Here is a 17,085-nt window from a genome sequence, read left to right as displayed (position 1 = left end):
CGCACGCCCAGGAGGATGCCGGCCGCCAGCATCGAGGTGACGGCGGCCACGGTCCGGCGCGGCGATGTCATAGAACTCGGGGGACTGTTCTGCCGAGTGCAGGACCTCTTCCAACTGCCCCACGGTGCCAAGCAACTGATCTTCGAGTCCGGCGAGCTGCTGACGATGCACGCCCGTACCCGGCTCGTCGCCGTCAGGATGATGGGAAGGCGGTGACCGGGCCCGTGGCCTCGCGCCATCACGAGATCGCCGACGACCTCCGGAACCAGATCGCGACCAGCCGCATCAAGCCCGGTGAACGCCTACCGTCCGAGGCCGTCCTGGCGAGCGGGTACAGAGTGAGCACGGTGACCCTGCGCCGCGCTCTCGCGGTCCTCCAAGGCGAAGGACTCGTCGAGAAGATCCACGGCAAGGGCAACTTCGTCCGCCGTCCACTCCGCAAGATCATGTACGTCGGCGGATGGGGGATGCTGGACCCGTGGACGGCCGCTGAAGCGGCCCTGCACATCACAGTGCGCTGCGCCACGGTCCGGGCGCACGGGCACTTGGCGGAACTACTGAAGGTGCCGGCGGGAAGCCCCCTTGCAGAGTTCTTCTGCGTCAGCCACGAGGGGGACGCACCGCATGGCCTGGCACGCATTTACATCCCCCGGGACCTGGCACCGGACGGTGTACTCGGCGACGAGCCACTGTGCCGTGAGGCGGTCACGAGATTCGCTGTCCTCAGCCTGCCGCCGGCCATTGTCCGGGAGACGGCCTGTGCCCGCCCACCGACACCGGACGAAGCATCGACCCTCCGGACCAACTCCACCGCGCCGGTCCTCGCGATCACGCGTGTGGCCACCGACTCCACCGGGAGGGTCGTCGAAGCCGCGTTCCTGGTGTTCCCGGGGGACCGCGTCGATGCCGTCTTCACCACCCACGCCATGACCGACGAGAGGCAGACGCGAGCATGACCACAGCGAACGAGCTACGCCTCCTCCCGTGGTCCGGCCCGGACGGCAAGCCCTGCTACCTGAGCACCGACGACAAGGACAGCTACATGTCCCGCCTGGCCGACAACATCGAAGCTGTTCAGCTGGGCACGGCAGCCGACCTACTGGTCGAGGCCGAGGAAACCCTCGGCGCAGGGGACGCCGACACGGAAGCCCTGCGCCACGTGGCACAGGAACTGACCGGAGCCCTCCGAGACGTACTCCGCATCGCAATCAGCCGAGGTCACCGCCTGACTGCGAGCGAGCCCCACCGCCTCTGACGGTCGGCGCGCGGCGACAACTGAGAGCCCACTTCCGTTCCACCTCAATGGGAGAGGCACCCAAGCCATGGGCTGGGTGCCTCTCTTCGCGTCTCCTTACGGAGGAGCAGCGCTCCGGACGTCGACCACAGGGCTCCGGGGTGGACCGTGACTGGCCGCTGCATCCGGCACGGTTGTGGCACGAACCTCAGCCGACGACAGTCAGCCACGATGGCGGGCGCGTCGACCGATCAGGCGCGCGTGTGCCTCGCTGTACGGACGACTCGTGGACGACTCGTGGACGACTCGTGGACCGGCAACATCTCAGGGGTGGCTAACGTTACTGTGACCAGCAACATTCGACGGTTCTCACAGCCCCTCCGGAGCCGTGTGCCACTCCGCGGTCCGCGGAAGGGCTGGCCGGCAACATGCCGCAGCGTGGCTGAGACCGGTGGGGCACGAGTCGTCCACGGGTCGTCCACGGCTCTTCAGCTCCCATGGGAAGACTCGTTGGGGCCAGGATGCGAAGCCCAACGCCCTCCACTCGACAGTACAAGCCGCAGAATCAGCACGAACACATACGCCGACGCAGCGCTCGGTGGGAACCCTGGCGTCAACTCGTGCACCAGTCATCTGGCTGGTACGACAGCTTCGGCGTGCGCCTCACGGACGGTTCTTGTGCCTGGCTGCCGCGACTCCTTAATTGGTCAGCCGTAGCACGCCCTCTAGCCTAGGCGACCTCACCCTCGCATCCAGTGACCGCGGATTGGGGACATGAGGCCAGATGAACAGTCACTCCTGCCAAGGTCCAGTAATATGCGCCTAGTTGACCCGGCTGAGGGGGGGATGGGTCCCATGGCAGGTGCGTCGGACAGCAGCATCAAGGCACAGGAGCGGTATCGTCTCGGCGCTCGAACACTGGGGCACGGGAGCTATGCCCAGGTATTCCCTGCCGTGCACAAGAAAACGGGTGAAGAGGTAGCGCTCAAACGCGCCTACAACCGCCAGGATGCTCAGGACAGGATCAAGCGGGAGATTCAGGACCAGAAGCGGCTAGCCCACCCTAACATCATGCCGATTTTGGATCACGATCCAGGCTTCACGTGGTACACGATGCCTCGCGCGGTCGGCAATCTCAAAGACCTTCGCCAAGGGCCGGACGAAGAGGAGCTGGCGTCCATCCTCCTTGCTATCGGTGAAGCCCTGGATGTGGCCCATCAACTCGGGCTGGTTCATCGTGATATCTCTCCCCAAAATATCCTCGCTCTCTCTGGCGACAGCGGTGCAAGATACCGGTGGGTGGTAGCGGATTGGGGCATGGTTCGTCGTCCGCCTGAAGAGGCTTCCCGAATTCTCACCCGTACCGGTCAGGGGATGGGCACGCCAGGATACGATGCCCCTGAACTGAGTGTGGACCCCCGTAAAGCCACGCCAGCGGCGGATGTGTACAGCCTCGGACGCGTTGCTGCTTGGTACCTCACCGGGACGTCCCCTGCAAGCGGAGTACGGCTGCTCCCTGACGGCGAGTTCCTGCATTGGCGACTATTTGTCAACGCATGCACGCGGCAAGAGACTTCGTTGAGGACGCAGACCATGTCTGAGTTGCGGGACATGGTACAGGTGGTACTTAACGACCGTGATGAGCCTGTACTAACGAAGGCCCGCAGGCTGGTGGAAGGGATCACGCTCGGACAGGAGGGAAGCCTAGAGGCGCTAGTCCGGCTGGTTGACGCTCATCAAGACGACGCTAGCCTGTACTTCGATTACTTCGCGCAGATACCCACTGGGCATACACGTGCTTGGTGCCACTCTGACCCCGAGCGAGCCGCTTTGCTGGCAGGTGTTCTGGCAAAGCACCTTGTTGCTGGCTCCTGGGATGATCGAGATAGGGAATATGTAAGTACACCGCTGGCCTTCCTACTCACGGTCCTCCAGGCGTTGGTCGGTAACAACAACCTCGGACACGCGCAAGATCTCGCGCCAGACTTCTTCGCCGCCGAACTCCACTGGCAGGATCAAGACCAACGCAGACGGACTCTAGAGTGGTTGGGCGACCTCCAGGCGCCGTTTGACCGTGCGCTCGCACCGGTCTTGGGCGCGCGACAGGACGTCGTGGAGTACTACAGAGAGCCTGGTTGGCGAGCGCGCAGTGTCGTGCTGGCCACCATCCTCGGCGCCAGCTGAATCCGATCCCGCATCACCGTGGTGGTGACGGCTGTCACCGTGGTCCAATGGGCGAGTGTTGATGAGCGATAACCACAGGCCGATGCCGGAGGGCGCGGTCCTCCAGGAAGAGTCACCAGTGTTTGAGCCCAGCTCAGGACGAGGACGCCGGCACGGCACCAGCCGAAGTGAGCCGTTCGATCGATGGTTTCGCTACCCAGCAGGCTTCGCGTCCGACTATGCCTCCCTGCTCCTGCAGCAGTTGCAGCTGCCCACCGCAGGACTTGTAGTTGATCCCTTCACCGGGTCAGGCGTTGCAGGTACCGCGGCTAGGCGAGCTGGTCACGCCTTCTACGGAGTTGAGGCCCATCCGCTCATAGCTGAGCTTGCAGCTCTGAAACTCGATCGCACCTCAGAGGACCCGAATGGGCTCCTCGCGACTGCCCGTGAGCTCACGCTACAAGTTATAACGACGAGGGCAGACATCGACATCAGCGGCGAAGCCGACCTGACACTTCGCAGTTTTGATCCCGAAACGCTCGCCATTTTGGTGAGCTTGCGCGATTTGATCCGAGAAATGCAAGCGCATGAATGGCACTTGCATTTGAAATGGGCATTGCTAGCGACACTAAGAGATGTCGCATCAGTGCGTGTTGGTTGGCCATACCAAAGACCCGGAAGTCAACGGCAGCCGACATTCGCCGACCCCTTGACTCGCTTCCTTCAGCGTATCGGGTGGATGGTCGAGGATATGCGGGAGTTTGAGGCCAACTATTCTTCCTCGCCGGCATGCCGGGTAAGACAGGGCGACTCCCGGGAGGCTATGAACTGGAGTGAACTGGGGCATGGCACTGCGCACGGGTGTGTCACCTCACCGCCATATCTAAACAATTTCGATTACGCTGACGCGACGCGGCTGGAACTCTACTTCTGGGGTGACGTTACCAGCTGGTCGCAAATGTGTGCCGAGGTGCGTTCTGACATGCTTACGGCTACCACTCAGCAGAGCAGCGTAGGCGCTGCAAGCGATGCCAGGACGCTTTTGCAGACATACGGGACGGTCGGAACAGAGGTCAGTGAAATTGCCGATCGACTTCAGAAAGAAAGAGGAAATCGATCGAGGGGAAAAGAGTATGATCGTGTAGTTCCCGACTACTTTGTAGCGATCGCACGAATTATGGAAAATCTTTCCACAGTACTGGCCTCGGGAGCGCCCGCGGTCTTGCTAGTTGGTGACAGCGCGCCATATGGGGTTTACGTTGACACACCCGGATTGATTGCCAAGCTGGCGAAATGTCAAGGATTCACTCTGGAGGAGGATGTAATCCTTCGTCACCGTGGGCAGCGATGGGCAAGCAATGCGACCCGGCATAATGTGCAACTCGCAGAGCGGTTGGTATTGCTTCGCCGTGATTGAAATGGTCCGGCGTCTTCCTTGAGCACAATCTCTTATGAGCCCGCGAGGAAGAACGCCGGCCTCACGAATCAAGGCGCAGAACCACAAATTCATGGATGCTGCGCCGTTGAGAACTCTCGCAGTAGTTCTTCCTTAAGGGAGCGAGTGTCCGTAGATCGCTCAAAGACCATGCCGCGATGAGCTAGCTGGCCAGCGGCGCCGCGATACGCGCTTACCAGCGCATCAAAAGCTGAGGCAAGGACAGCCTGTGTAAGCCTTGGGCGCCTGGCGAGATCTCGACCAAGGAATGCGATAACTTCCGTCCTGTGTCGAGCGGGGATATACAGGAGCTCGCCGCCATCTTTTCCGTTAGGGGCTACGACGAGCTGGTTAGCCAAACGCCGACGCGCCTCACTAAGGGCGTAGCCGCCTTTCAGGCGTTGTTCTCCGGCAGCGCGGCTGCTTCGGTTCCGAGACACTTCAGCAGCGAATGCCTCAGCTCCGGCGAAGATGGCACTGTCCACCTGTTGACCATTCGCTGTCGAGTGATGCCACCTGACTACGGCTCTATCCTCAGTATCCGACCTGTTGACGAGTAGTGCGATTACGACCCCTACAGCGATCGCCTGCATCACCTCGCTTCCTTGCCCTCTTCTGAGGGCGACTACCTGGTTTAGCCGCGCCATCGACCATGCCCTGTAGAGTTCCATAGCATGGCGTTCTGCTGATTCGATGTCAGCCAGCGTCAGCACCAGGTGGTCATCACCCGCGTACTGCTCCTCCAGCAATTCCAGCATGAGTCGCGCCTCGATACCCACGAGCGATACATTGTCGCCCACTTGAGTTACCAGCGGTTCCCCGTACTGGCCGGCGCGACGCAACAAGTCAGCTGGGGTGGGTGGAAGCTTGCCCAATCGATCACGCAGGGAATGGCCACGTGCAACAGGATCGAAAAAGCGTTTACACATGGCTAGGTCGGCTTCCAATGCGCCCGGCGCCTTGTCATACGAAAGATGCCAGAGCTGAGTGAGGTCGCGAATCAGTGCTACGCACTCGTCACCCGTCAAGATGGCGGGAACCCCGAACACTCGCTGCACGGTCGTACTCATAGTTGAAAGGCCTCTGCGAAGTATCCGCGCTGCCTAAGCGCGTTAACTCGCTCGTTCGTAGTTCCGTTTGATGACGCTATCGCCGGAGAAACTTCAAGCGGAAGGACCACTAGGACTTGATCGTGGGGTGCTTGTGCCTGTCGTCCCCGAAGGTATGAGGCTAGGGCTGACATGTTTTTGGCGTCAATGAATGAGCCAAACTCATCGAGGGCGATAAGCCGGTTGGTAGCGGCGTTATCGTCCCGGTCCAGACGAGCGACCTGCGCCTGCGTGTAGGCGAACGCTTGCTCTCCACTGGAGAATGCCGCGAGTGGACGTTCGTTAGTCTGCCCGTCCGCAGCTGTCCATGAAAGCTGCAGACTGTCGGGATCCAATTCGACGTTGTTACCTCCGTTAAACAGCGCCGTTCTTACGACTTCGCTCTCGAACCACTGACGAACCTCATCCGCTAGCCAGCGCTTGGCTGCCCTATCGGACGCAGTCTCGGTGCCTGTTTCTCCGCTGTTTTGGCGAATGCGCGACTCCAGTCGGCCGAGTGCTGTTTCCATGCCGCGCAGTGATGAATAGGTGGACCCTAGGGAGTCACGAGCCTTGTCGATTGCAGAGGCCACCTCTGTCAACGCTTGCGCTTGGTCGGCAACGTTGAGCCCGGGCAGGGAGGAGATCTTCGGGAATGCCCTCCTTAGCCAAGAGAGTCCATGATTCTGACTCAGGAAGCGCGCAGTCGCTGTGACCCTGGAAATGCGGTTCTCGGAATTGCGGTGAGCAAGAGTTGCTTGCTGGGCGGCCTGGGCTTCTCGGCGAGTCAGCTCCTCGAACTCAGCCTGCTCCTTCTCGCGATGCTTTCTAAGGCGCGCAACCTCTACATTGGCCTCGCGGCATAGCTGCACCAACTCCGCCACTAGAGCATCCTCAGTTTTTCCACCACCGAGTACTTCTCGGGCATGAGTCAGCCTGGCGTGATCTGCTTGAACAGCACGAGCCTCTTGGTCCAGTCTTGCGCGGTTTGACATCAGGTCTTCAAGGTTGCGCGCTGTTTGCTCAGGCAGCCCCTTCGTCGCCTTTAGTAGGCGGCCCTCGGCCTTTTCGAGGGCTGTCTGGGCGGCTTCTACCTCTCGCAATGCAGCTTCTGTTTGCGCGATTGCTCCGAGCCGGCCTCGCGTTTCCTCGATCTCCTGCGTCAACTGTTCGGCGTCAGCTGAAGGTGCTTCTTCGCGGAGGACAGCCTCACGATGCTGAAGCGCCTCCCTCAAAGCAGTGACAGTCCAATCAGTGCCCCCCTGACTAGAAGAGATCAGGAGCTCGTTGCCTAGATGCTCTGCTCCCTCTGCGTTCTCCAAGCTAAAAGTTAGGCTGCTGATCAGACTCAACAACATCGGAGTGGCGTTAACGCGAGGTTGTCGCTCGAGCAGTCTATTCAGATGCTGACTGGTGTCACGGCGTGCTGCTGCGAGAGCATCCTCAGTCGGCTCCACTCCTACAACTGCCGCGAGGTTCTGGAGATGGCTTTGTATGGTTCGCAGCGCCTTGTCTCGACGAACTAGATGCTTTTGGGCGTTCTCGAACTCGTTCTCGGCTTTCTCATTCTGATGCTTTTGAGCGCTCGCATTCTTGATCTGCCTGTCGAGCTTCTGGCGCTGTTGATCGAGATCAGCAAGGTGTGCCGCTAGCTCCTCAATTTTCTCATCCATTTCAGGTCCGCGCCCTCGAACCTGCGTTAGCTGCGCGGAGATCTCGACAGCTCTATCCAGCCGCTCGACGCGTTCACGTGCGAGTTTCAATTGATTAGCCAGGCTAATCGCGATTTTTTCGGTCTCGGATGTGATCGTGAGCTCGCGTGACAACTGTGATGGTGCGCAATCAGTGATCTTGTTTTGCAGGTCTCCCAGGGCGAGCTCTACCTCTTCTTGGCGCTGCCTTCCAACTTCGGCGTCCCACTCCTGGATTCGCTTTTGTGCAGTGCTGAGTCTTTCAGATAGGACGCTTACGGGTGTATCGGCCGCCATGACGTGGTGCACGCTCAGAAGGGGTGTGATGTCTCGTGGTCGAGCGGATCGTCCGTCGATTCTAATCTCACCGATTAGATCGCCTAGTGGTTCGGCAACTTGAGGCCAGCGACTTGGATCGAGTGCCCACTCCAATTTCTGCGCCCCGTGCAGGTCGGTAACTGAAACCCGCGCGCTCTTCAGCTGATTTCGGAAGGTTCTCCAGGAATGATCGTTCCCTGTAAAAGGTTGGTCTCCCGTGCACAGCCTGAGAAGCTTAATGGCATTTGTTTTACCGATGCCGTTGTAGCCTTCGATTCTGCAGAGTGGAATGCTGGGAATCTCGCCGATGATTCGGAGGCCGCGGCGGGTTTCAGCTTCAATCCTGATGTGCATCTGCGATCAACCTTTCGAGGACCAAGTGAGGGCCGAAGGGTTCTGATGCGAGCAGGGTCAAAAGTGAAAGATCTACCCCGTGCGCGGTGCTCTGGTCGGCAGTCGAACGGGAGTTCTCAGGCGCTCGAATCGCTGAGTCTATTTCCCGAATCACTGTCATCATTTGTTGGCCGACATCTGACACTACAGTCCCCCTGTCTGTCGCGACAGGCCATACCCATCAGACCTGATGCTGCCACAGTTGCGGCGTAGGCAAGCCTACTTAAGGCGGAGCGGGTTTGGCCGGTGTCCTGCCCGGTCTGGGGTCGAGCATGGCCAGGGGGCCGTACGCTGGTTGGCAACTCGGGCAGGCTTTGGGCCTGACCGCAATGAGCACGAGTGGCCCCCTGGTCTTGCTCGATGCGGGACCCTGACCGGGGAGGTGGCTAAAGCCGTGGAGCCGACCGTCCCAGCCACGACGTACCCCTTCTCTGGTGGCTGATTGCTGTACTCGCGGCACGGGCGCCGGTCGGGCTGGAGCGGGGCGGAGACAGGAGCGCAGGCCCGGCCGGGGGTCGGGCCGCGCGCGGTGAGCGCAGCGAGCCGCCTTGATGAAGTAGGGAAAGTCTTATCCCGCTGTGATGAGCTGCTTTCCATCGTGGCTCCGTACGTGGGGGCCGTTGCCGTCCAAGGCGTCCAGGAGCCTGATGGCGTAGACCTCGGCCATGCGCTCGCTGACCTCGTCCGGGGTGAGCCAGTCGACGGCTGTCGACTCGCTCGATGTGCGCTCGGTGCCGCCGGAGGGCTTGCAGCGGAAGACCAGGGCCACGATGCCTCGCGTCGTGTTCTTGTAGACGCCGGTCAGCTCGTCCACCTCGACGTGGATGCCCGTCTCCTCCAGGACCTCGCGGACCACGCCGGCCTCGGGGGTCTCGTCGAGTTCCAGCACTCCGCCGGGGAGTTCCCAGGTGCCGTTGTCGGCGCGGCGAATCGCCAGGAGTCGCCCGTCCTCGCGTACGACGACCCCGGCTACGGACACCGAGTGCAACGGTACGGACGTGGCTCCCTGTGATTCACTCATGTACAGGAGCATAGGAGGCTGAGAAGGACGATGGGAACCGCAGTAGGAGGTGAGAGGGCCGTACCTCGGTACGTGCAGATCGCCGACGAGATCGTGCAGCAAATCCGGGCCGGGGTCCTCAAGCCCGGTGACATGGTGCCGAGTGAGTCCGAGCTGGTCGACCGCTACGGGGTCTCGGGCGGCACGATCCGCAAGGCAATGGCCGAGGTGCGCGCGAGCGGGCTGGTGGAGACCCGGCACGGCAAGGGCTCGATCGTGAAGGACCGGCCGCCGGTGCGGCACCGCTCCTCCGACCGCTTCCGCCGCTCGCACCGGCGTGGCGGCAAGGCCGCCTATCTCGCAGAGTCGGCGCAGTCCGGCGCCACCGCCAAGGTCAGTGTCCTGTTCATCGGGCCCATGGAGGCGCCCGAGGACGCCGCCCGGCGTCTGGGCGTCGACGTCGGCGCTCAGGTTCTCGCCCGGCGTCGCCTCTACTTCCGCAACGGCACTCCGGTGGAGACCGCAACTTCCTACCTCCCGTGGGACGTGGTGAAGGAGATCCCGGAGCTGTTCGCCGAGAACCCTGGCGGCGGTGGCATCTACGCCCGACTCGAAGACCAGGGGCATGAGTTCGCGGAGTTCGTCGAGACGCTCCAGGCGCGTCCGGCCTCCAAGGCGGAGGCGTCCGAGCTCGCACTCAGCCCCGGTTCCGCGGTGGTCCATCTGGTCCGTGAGGCTCGCACGACCGAGGGGCGTGTGGTCGAGGTCTGCGACACGCTCATGGCTGCTGACCAGTTCGTTTTCGAGTACCGCATCCCCGCCGTCGACTGACGCGACATCAACTCACCGCAACCCGCCGAGACTTCCGAGTCGCGGTGGGTTGACTCATGTACAGGAGTTCTGCACTCTTCTTCATGTCACTCATGTACATGAGTGACGGAGATCCGCACCTATAGAGGAGTGCTCTGTCATGCGTCAGATCCCCGTCGACACCTCCAACGCCGTCGTGATGGTCGCCAAGGCCCCGCAGCCCAAGGTGAAGGACCGCCGGACCGGCGAGATCGCCTTGGACGCCGAGACCGGCGCGAAGCTGATGACCGTGGACGTGATGTTCGCGGCGAACAACGAGGTGGAGATCCTCTCCCTCACCGTTCCCGAGACCGGCGTCTCCGAGGAGCTGGCCATGGGTATCCCGGTCGCGCTCACGGGCCTGATCGCGCGGCCGTGGGAGAACGAGTTCAACGGCCAGAAGCGGCACGGGATCGCCTTCCGCGCGGTCGCGGTGACCTCGCTGGCCGCCACGGGCGCGGCCTCGAAGGCGGCCTGAGCCGTGACGTGGCCGACGGTGTTGTTACTGCTGGTGGTCGTCGCTACCGCGGGTCTCCTGCGGTGGCGGCGTCCCGCCTGGTACTGGCTGACCTTCGGGGTCACCCTCGCCGTCCTGCGGGTTCTCTTCCGTTACGCCTCGGTCATGGACTCCTGCGGTCTGACGGTCCCGCCGCCCCGCTGGCGCTTGGCCCTGGCCCGGATGACGAACCGGATCGCGCCGGACTCACGCCCGCCGCGCATCCTGCGGCTGCGGCCCACCCGCACCGGGCTGGTCCTCCGGCTCAGGCTCCGTCCGGGGCAGGACGCCTTCGATGTCGCCGCCGCCTCGGACCGGCTGCGTCACTCGTTCGGCATGTACGGCGTGACCTCCCGCGAGCTGCGTTCCGGCGTGGTCGAGCTGCGGATGACCGGCTACGACGTGCTCAAGCGGGTGCAGATGCCCGCCCGGCTCGAACCCCGCCCGATGCGCGTCCCGGTCGCCCTCCGGGCGGACGGCTCCGTCCACTACCGCGACTACCGCGCCGTTCCGCACGGCCTGACCCTGGGGGCGACCGAGTCCGGCAAGTCCGTCTACCAGCGGAACCTCGTCGCCGGCCTCGCCCCTCAGCATGTCGCCCTGGTCGGCATCGACTGCAAGCAAGGCGTGGAGCTGTTCCCGCTGGCACGCCGGTTCTCCGCGCTCGCCGACAACCCGGACACCGCCCTGGAACTGTTGGAAGTGCTCGTCACGCACATGCAGGAGGTGTACCAGCTCATCCGTGCCGAGCAGCGGATCAGTGTCGCTGTGCCTGATGCGGAAATCGCCGCCGACATCTGGGACCTGCCCGAAGACCGCCGTCCGGTGCCGGTGGTGGTCCTGGTCGACGAGGTCGCCGAACTCGCCCTGTACGCCTCCAAGGAGGAAGAGAAGCGCCGGGACCGCATCATCACCGCCCTGGTCCGCCTCGCCCAGCTCGGCCGTGCCGCCGGCATCTACCTGGAGATCTGCGGGCAGCGCTTCGGCTCCGAACTCGGCAAGGGCATCACCATGCTCCGCGCCCAGCTCACCGGCCGCACCGCCCACCGCGTCAACGACGAGACCAGCGCGAACATGGCCTTCGGCGACATCGCCCCGGACGCCGTCCTGGCCGCCATCCAGATCCCCGCCGAGACCCGCGGGCTCGCCATCTCCGGGGACTCCTCCGGCGGCTGGCACCGCATCCGCGCCCCGCACACCTCACTGCGCCAGGCCGTGAACCTCTGCAACAAGTACGCCGACCGCACCCCCGACGTGCCCGCCCTCGCGCCCTTCCGGCCTGCGGTCGCCTCGCTGTCGTCGGCGCGGGTGCCGCTGTCCAAGACGGCTACCGCCACCGCCACCGCCTGACCCACACCCACCGCCTCGGTCGGCGCGACCGCTTCGCGCCAGCTAACTACGCCTTCCATGCCGGAAACCGGAGGTGAACCCGTGGACGCCCGTGAGGACTTCCACCGCACGGTTCAGCTGCTCAGCGCCCTGGCCCTGTACGCCCACACCTTCGGCGCCGACCCTGACTTCGTCGACGCCGTCGGCCCCTCCCTGGCCGTCTCCCTGCCCGAGCTGCCGCCCGGCGCCTTCCCGCCCGGCTGCGACCCCCATGACGGCCCCCAGCACCCCGGTGGGCGGCCGTGACGACCCGCTCCCGCGTGGACGCCGTGCTCGTCCAGGCGGTCATCGCCGGAGCGCTGTCCTTCGCCCACCTGCACGACCTCGCCGCCGCTGCCGGACAGGACGGCTGGAAGGCCTGGGCGTATCCCGTCTCGGTGGACCTGCTCCTGGTCGCCGCCTGGCGTCGGCTGCGCACCGACGGGCCGTCCCGGCTGGCCTGGTGCTGGTTCCTCATCGCCCTGGTCGCCTCCCTCGGCGCCAATGTCGCCACCGCCGGGCTCCTCGACCTGGGCGACGTCCCGGCCTGGCTGCGCATCCTCGTCGCGGCCTGGCCCGCCCTGGCCTTCATGGGCGGCACCCTCCTCGCCCACGCACCCGCGGACCGGGCCTCGGTTAAGCCGACACCGTCAACCCCGGACCCGGCGCCCGCGGGCAACTCCGAGCCGGCCGCCGACCAACCCGCCACCGCCGAGCCGGCCCCGGCACCCGAGTCCGCGGCCCTAGGCCCCGAGGAACTGCCCCTCCTGCCCGCCGCCGCGCCGCTCCCGGCTTCCCCGGCGGTGCCGGTGCCGGCCGCGTTGGTCGACCACGCGCGGAAGGTCGCCACCGACCACGAGGAAAGGACCGGCGCTCCCATCGACGTCGAGACCCTGCGCGCCCGCCTCGGCGTCCCGCCCCAGCTGGCCCACGCCATCGCCGCCCGACTCGCCTGACACAAGAGGAGACCGACTGACATGCCCGCCCGTGACTTCTTCCACTCCCTGATGCGGATCGGCCCCGTGCAGATCGGCACCCACCGCGACCGCAACGGCCAGACCAAGCACGCCGCCGTGTGCGGCTCCGACGGCTGCGGCTGGTCCGCCGACTACTCCAGCCGGTCCGCCGCCCAGCTCGCCGCCCGCACCCACCGCTGCAAGGTCCGCTAGGAGGCCCCGTGGACGTTCCGCTCTGGTTCGCCCTGCTGTGCGTCGGAGTCCTCGGCGTCAAGCTCGTCCGCCCGCCCTGGTGGCTCGTCGCCGTGCTCCTGCTGGGCGGCTACCTCCTCGCCGACAGCCTCCTCGCCCCGGTCATCGACACCGCCGTGAAGTAACCCGCGAAAGGAGATCCGCTCATGTTCCGGCCCAAGCTCCCGACCATGCCCCACCCCACCGGCACCGCCCCGCCCGCGGTCATCCAGCCGACCACCATCACCCCTGGCACCCAGCCCCCACCCACCCCCGCTGTCCCGGCCTCGACCCGGCCGGCGGTTCAGCTCACCCCCGGCACCGCGCTCGCCCTGGTCGGCGGCGGCACCGCCGTGGTCCTGATCGTCGGCACCGTCCTGGTCTCCATGCTCCTGGCCGTGGCCGTCACTGCGGCCTCGGTCGCCGTCTGCGCCGTCGTCCTGCGCTCGCTGCTCTCGCAGCACCGCCGTTGACCGGCCCCCGGGCGGCCTCGATACCGCCAAGCATCCGCCGCCCGGGCGCCGTCCCTGTCCGATCTCGCAACCGGAAGGAACATCCAGCATGGCCCACCGCGCCTCATCCGCGACACCGAGTGCGCCCGCGCCACAGGCACTGCTCGACCCGATCACCCTCGGAGACGTGCTCCGGGTGGCCTCTGCCCCCGACTACGCACGCTGGGAGGACCAGATCCGCCGCACCGGCGGATGCTCCGACCCGATCCACCTCACCGGCTGGGTCCTCCACAAGGACAAGACCAGCGGCGAGACCCTGCACCACTACTCCACCGCGCACGAGCCGGGTGGACGCCTCCGTCTCGCCTGCGGGAACCGCCGCGCGTCCCGCTGCCCGTCCTGCGCCTGGACCTACGCGGGCGACACCTACCACCTGATCCGCGCCGGTCTGGTCGGGGACGCCCGCCGAGATGTCCCCGACACCGTCCGGGACCACCCGCGCGTCTTCGCCACTCTCACGGCCCCGTCGTTCGGCCGGGTCCACAATCGGCCGGCCCACGGCACCTGCCGCTGCGGCGTCCGGCACGCGCCCGACGCCTCGGAGCTGGGCACCGCCCTCGACCCGGAAACCTATGACTACGCGGGCGCCGTCCTGTTCAACAACCACGCCGGGCAGCTCTGGCAGCGCTTCACCACGCGGCTCCGCCGCGAACTCGCCGCCCGCGCCGGGCTGACCCGCCGGGGACTCGCCGCACACCTGCGGGTCTCGTACGGCAAGGTCGCCGAGTTCCAGAAGCGCGGGGCCCTGCACTTCCACGCCGTCGTACGCCTCGACGGACCGGCGGGGCCCGCAACGCCGCCGCCCGCCTGGGCCACGGCCGGCCTCCTCACGGACGCGCTACGCGCCGCCGCCGCGCACGGGTACACGTCGGTCTCCGTCCCGGCCGCAGGCGACCAGCCGACGCGGACCTTCCGCTGGGGGCGGCAACTCGACGTCCGACCGGTCAAGGCCTTCGGTGACGGCTCCGACATCACCGAACAGGCCGTCGCCTCGTATGTCGCCAAGTACGCCACCAAGGCCGCCGAGAACACCGGCACCCTGGACCGCCGCATCGGGGAACTCGCCGAACTCGACCGGCACCAAGTCCCCGACCACGCCCGCTGCCTGATCACGGCGTGCCGCGACCTGGACCGCCTCTACCCCGACCGGCGCCTCTGGGCCTGGGCGCACATGCTCGGATTCCGCGGTCACTTCTCGTCCAAGTCGCGCGCCTACTCCACCACCCTCGGCGTCCTCCGCCAGGCACGCGCGGACCACCGCGCCGCCCAGGAAGCCTCCGCCCTCGGCCTCGGCGACCGCGAGCCGGACACCGTCCTGGTCCTGGCTGACTGGCAGTACGCCGGCCACGGCCACACGCCGGGTGAAGCCGCCCTCGCCGCCACCATCGCCCGCAGCCTCCGGACCAACCGCGAGACCACCCGCGAAGCCCTCCTGGACGAGGGGAGCAGGGCATGACCACGGCCGTCCGCTCACGCGGCATGCTCACCCTCGCGGAGGTCTGCGAGGAACTGGCCATCTCGCGCTCGACCTTCTACGACTGGCGGGCCAAGCGCCGTGCGCCGCGCTGCATCAAGCTCCCGAACGGGGACCTCCGGATCCGGCGGAGCGACCTCGAACACTGGCTCGACGACCGTGAGGACGCCGTCTGATGGAGACGACGTACGACGTCAAGGTCTACAAGATCCTCACGTACAAGGGCGCCCGGAAGAACACCTACACGGTGCGCTGGGTGGTCGCGGGGAAGCGCTGGCGTGAGCCCTTTGGCACGGTCGCCCTCGCCGAAGGTTTCCGCTCCGAGCTCATCCGGGCCACGGGCAAGGGCGAGGCGTTCGTCGTCGCCACCGGTCTCCCGGTGTCCCACAGCTCCAAGTCGGCTGCCATGAGCTGGTACAGCTTCGCCGTCGAGTACGTGGACGCCCGCTGGCACCAGCTCGGCGGCAACAGCCGCAAGAGCGTCGCCAAGACCCTGACCGCGACGACCATCGCACTGCTGCGGGCCAAGCCCACCCAGTTCACGCCTGCGGCCGTGCGCACCGCCCTGAGGGAATGGGCGTTCAACACCAACCGGCGTCCGGACGCGCCGCGGGACGTGGTGGCCGTCCTCAGGTGGGTCGAGCGGAACTCCCTGCCCGTCTCGGCCTGGGAGGAGCCGGAGAGGCTGGACCAGGTCCTGCGTGCCGTCGACACCCGCCTCGACGGCACGCAGGCGGCGGCCTGGTCCCGTAAGCGCAACCGCCGGATCCTCAACGTCGTCATGAAGTACGCCGTCCGGCGGCGCGTCCTTCGGGTCAACCCCCTGCCCAAGGGCAAGGAGTCGACGACCGCCATGAGGACCACGAACACCGTCGACAAGCGGTCCCTGCTGAACCCCGAGCAGGCGGCGGCGATCCTTGACTGGATACGGCACCGGCCGCGCGGTGGCAGGCGGCTCCACGCCTTCTTCGCGACGCTGTACTACTGCGGTCTGCGACCTGAAGAAGCCGTGGCCATGCGGGTGGAGGACGTCACGCTGCCCGGGCCCGACGCCGAGGACCAGTGGTGCGAACTGCTGATCCATGCGGCGACCCCGGAGGTCGGGAAGCAGTGGACGGACACGGGGGAGGCCCACGAACGGCGTGACCTGAAGGGCCGTGCGCAGGGCGAGACGCGCACCGTGCCGGGGCACCCGGCCCTCACCCGCATCCTGGGGCAGCATCTCCGGGACGAGCGGCTGCGGCCGGGGGATCTGCTGTTCCAGGGGGAGTCGGGCGGCATCCTCGCCGGGTCGGTCATCCGCCGGGCGTGGCGCGCTGCGCGCAAGGCCGTGCTGCCGCCCCACGTCTTCGCGTCGCCGACCGGGCGGCGCGTGTACGACAACCGGCACACGCGCCTGACCAAGTGGCTCAACGACGGCATCCCACCCGCCCAGGTGGCGGAGTGGGCCGGGAACAGCGTGGCCGTGCTCCTCGCCACGTACGCCCGGTGCGTCGACGGTCAGCTTCCCGATCTGAAGCGGCGGCTCGAAGCCGCGGGCGACCTGCCCGAGGCGTCCGGCGCCGGCTGACTCTCCGGCGCGGAAACTTCGACACGTATTCGACACGGCCACCCGCCAGGACCCGGTGACAGCCGGACGGCCCCGGAGCCCGCCCTTGATCGACAAGAGGGCGCCCGGGGCTTCGCCGTGACACCCGAGGCCGGCCCCGACCAGCAAAAAGACCCTCCCGAAGGAGGGTCTGTCCCGGTGCGCCCCCGGCAGGACTCGAACCTGCGGCCAAGTGCTTAGAAGGCACCTGCTCTATCCACTGAGCTACGGGGGCCGGTGGTGGCCTGGTGGCCGTTGGAGCCCGTGGGTGGGTGGTCCGTGACCTTGC

Annotated in this window: 19 protein-coding genes and 1 tRNA gene; 16 read left to right on the top strand and 4 right to left on the bottom strand. The window is 65.8% G+C overall.

The window, feature by feature from the left end:
• The first annotated feature begins 15 nt into the window (after positions 1-15).
• From NRO40_RS09840 to NRO40_RS09820, 5 genes are all read left to right on the top strand, one after another.
• On the top strand, positions 16-216 hold the full coding sequence (locus NRO40_RS09840; RefSeq protein ID WP_058944654.1) for a hypothetical protein: 201 nt from the start codon (positions 16-18) through the stop codon (positions 214-216).
• On the top strand, positions 213-956 hold the full coding sequence (locus NRO40_RS09835) for a GntR family transcriptional regulator (RefSeq protein ID WP_058944647.1): 744 nt from the start codon (positions 213-215) through the stop codon (positions 954-956). Before NRO40_RS09840 ends, NRO40_RS09835 begins: the two co-directional genes overlap by 4 nt.
• Positions 953-1,255, top strand: a complete 303-nt coding sequence (locus tag NRO40_RS09830; RefSeq protein WP_058944648.1) for a hypothetical protein — start codon at positions 953-955, stop codon at positions 1,253-1,255. Before NRO40_RS09835 ends, NRO40_RS09830 begins: the two co-directional genes overlap by 4 nt.
• 834 nt (positions 1,256-2,089) lie before the next feature.
• Complete coding sequence (locus NRO40_RS09825) at positions 2,090-3,418, top strand: protein kinase domain-containing protein (protein ID WP_157901929.1); 1,329 nt, start codon at positions 2,090-2,092, stop codon at positions 3,416-3,418.
• A gap of 55 nt (positions 3,419-3,473) precedes the next feature.
• Positions 3,474-4,814, top strand: coding sequence for a hypothetical protein (locus tag NRO40_RS09820; RefSeq protein WP_257375380.1), 1,341 nt, complete (start codon positions 3,474-3,476; stop codon positions 4,812-4,814).
• Positions 4,815-4,903: 89 nt separating this feature from the next.
• Here the strand turns inward: NRO40_RS09820 and NRO40_RS09815 are convergent, their stop codons facing one another.
• The 3 genes from NRO40_RS09815 to NRO40_RS09805 all read right to left on the bottom strand — a co-directional run bounded on the left by NRO40_RS09815 (position 4,904) and on the right by NRO40_RS09805 (position 9,355).
• Positions 4,904-5,890 (bottom strand): hypothetical protein, encoded by a 987-nt coding sequence (locus NRO40_RS09815; RefSeq protein WP_157901988.1) that lies wholly within the window; start codon positions 5,888-5,890, stop codon positions 4,904-4,906.
• Positions 5,891-5,898: 8 nt separating this feature from the next.
• Positions 5,899-8,283, bottom strand: coding sequence for a coiled-coil domain-containing protein (locus NRO40_RS09810; RefSeq protein ID WP_257375379.1), 2,385 nt, complete (start codon positions 8,281-8,283; stop codon positions 5,899-5,901).
• A gap of 607 nt (positions 8,284-8,890) precedes the next feature.
• On the bottom strand, positions 8,891-9,355 hold the full coding sequence (locus NRO40_RS09805; protein WP_058944671.1) for an NUDIX hydrolase: 465 nt from the start codon (positions 9,353-9,355) through the stop codon (positions 8,891-8,893).
• A gap of 18 nt (positions 9,356-9,373) precedes the next feature.
• Here NRO40_RS09805 and NRO40_RS09800 point away from each other — a divergent pair, with 18 nt between their 5' ends.
• From NRO40_RS09800 to NRO40_RS09750, 11 genes are all read left to right on the top strand, one after another.
• Positions 9,374-10,153 (top strand): GntR family transcriptional regulator, encoded by a 780-nt coding sequence (locus tag NRO40_RS09800; protein WP_058944670.1) that lies wholly within the window; start codon positions 9,374-9,376, stop codon positions 10,151-10,153.
• 139 nt (positions 10,154-10,292) lie between these two features.
• Entirely contained in the window at positions 10,293-10,649 is a 357-nt protein-coding gene (locus NRO40_RS09795) for an SCO3933 family regulatory protein (RefSeq protein WP_058944669.1), read from the top strand.
• A 3-nt stretch (positions 10,650-10,652) separates the two neighbouring features.
• Complete coding sequence (locus tag NRO40_RS09790) at positions 10,653-12,017, top strand: FtsK/SpoIIIE domain-containing protein (protein ID WP_058944668.1); 1,365 nt, start codon at positions 10,653-10,655, stop codon at positions 12,015-12,017.
• An 81-nt stretch (positions 12,018-12,098) separates the two neighbouring features.
• Positions 12,099-12,302 (top strand): hypothetical protein, encoded by a 204-nt coding sequence (locus tag NRO40_RS09785; protein WP_232791243.1) that lies wholly within the window; start codon positions 12,099-12,101, stop codon positions 12,300-12,302.
• Positions 12,299-12,991, top strand: a complete 693-nt coding sequence (locus tag NRO40_RS09780; protein WP_058944666.1) for a DUF2637 domain-containing protein — start codon at positions 12,299-12,301, stop codon at positions 12,989-12,991. Before NRO40_RS09785 ends, NRO40_RS09780 begins: the two co-directional genes overlap by 4 nt.
• A gap of 21 nt (positions 12,992-13,012) precedes the next feature.
• Positions 13,013-13,204, top strand: coding sequence for a mobile element transfer protein (locus NRO40_RS09775; protein ID WP_031130303.1), 192 nt, complete (start codon positions 13,013-13,015; stop codon positions 13,202-13,204).
• Between the two features lie 8 nt (positions 13,205-13,212).
• A complete protein-coding gene (locus NRO40_RS09770) occupies positions 13,213-13,368 on the top strand; it encodes a hypothetical protein (protein WP_085921433.1) in 156 nt (51 codons plus the stop codon).
• A gap of 21 nt (positions 13,369-13,389) precedes the next feature.
• Complete coding sequence (locus NRO40_RS09765) at positions 13,390-13,695, top strand: hypothetical protein (protein WP_058944665.1); 306 nt, start codon at positions 13,390-13,392, stop codon at positions 13,693-13,695.
• Positions 13,696-13,783: 88 nt separating this feature from the next.
• Positions 13,784-15,190, top strand: coding sequence for a replication initiator protein RepSA (repSA, locus tag NRO40_RS09760; protein WP_058944664.1), 1,407 nt, complete (start codon positions 13,784-13,786; stop codon positions 15,188-15,190).
• Positions 15,187-15,384, top strand: coding sequence for a helix-turn-helix transcriptional regulator (locus NRO40_RS09755; protein WP_058944663.1), 198 nt, complete (start codon positions 15,187-15,189; stop codon positions 15,382-15,384). The genes repSA and NRO40_RS09755 overlap by 4 nt, the downstream gene beginning before the upstream one ends.
• Entirely contained in the window at positions 15,384-16,778 is a 1,395-nt protein-coding gene (locus NRO40_RS09750) for a tyrosine-type recombinase/integrase (protein WP_058944662.1), read from the top strand. The genes NRO40_RS09755 and NRO40_RS09750 overlap by 1 nt, the downstream gene beginning before the upstream one ends.
• Before the next feature lie 180 nt (positions 16,779-16,958).
• Here the strand turns inward: NRO40_RS09750 and NRO40_RS09745 are convergent.
• Positions 16,959-17,031, bottom strand: a tRNA-Arg gene (locus tag NRO40_RS09745).
• Between the last annotated feature and the right edge of the window lie 54 nt (positions 17,032-17,085).

This window comes from Streptomyces changanensis, assembly GCF_024600715.1.
GTDB lineage: Bacteria > Actinomycetota > Actinomycetes > Streptomycetales > Streptomycetaceae > Streptomyces > Streptomyces changanensis.
The sequence above is the reverse complement of the archived record's forward strand: the minus strand, read 5'-3'. Positions and strand labels throughout refer to the sequence as shown.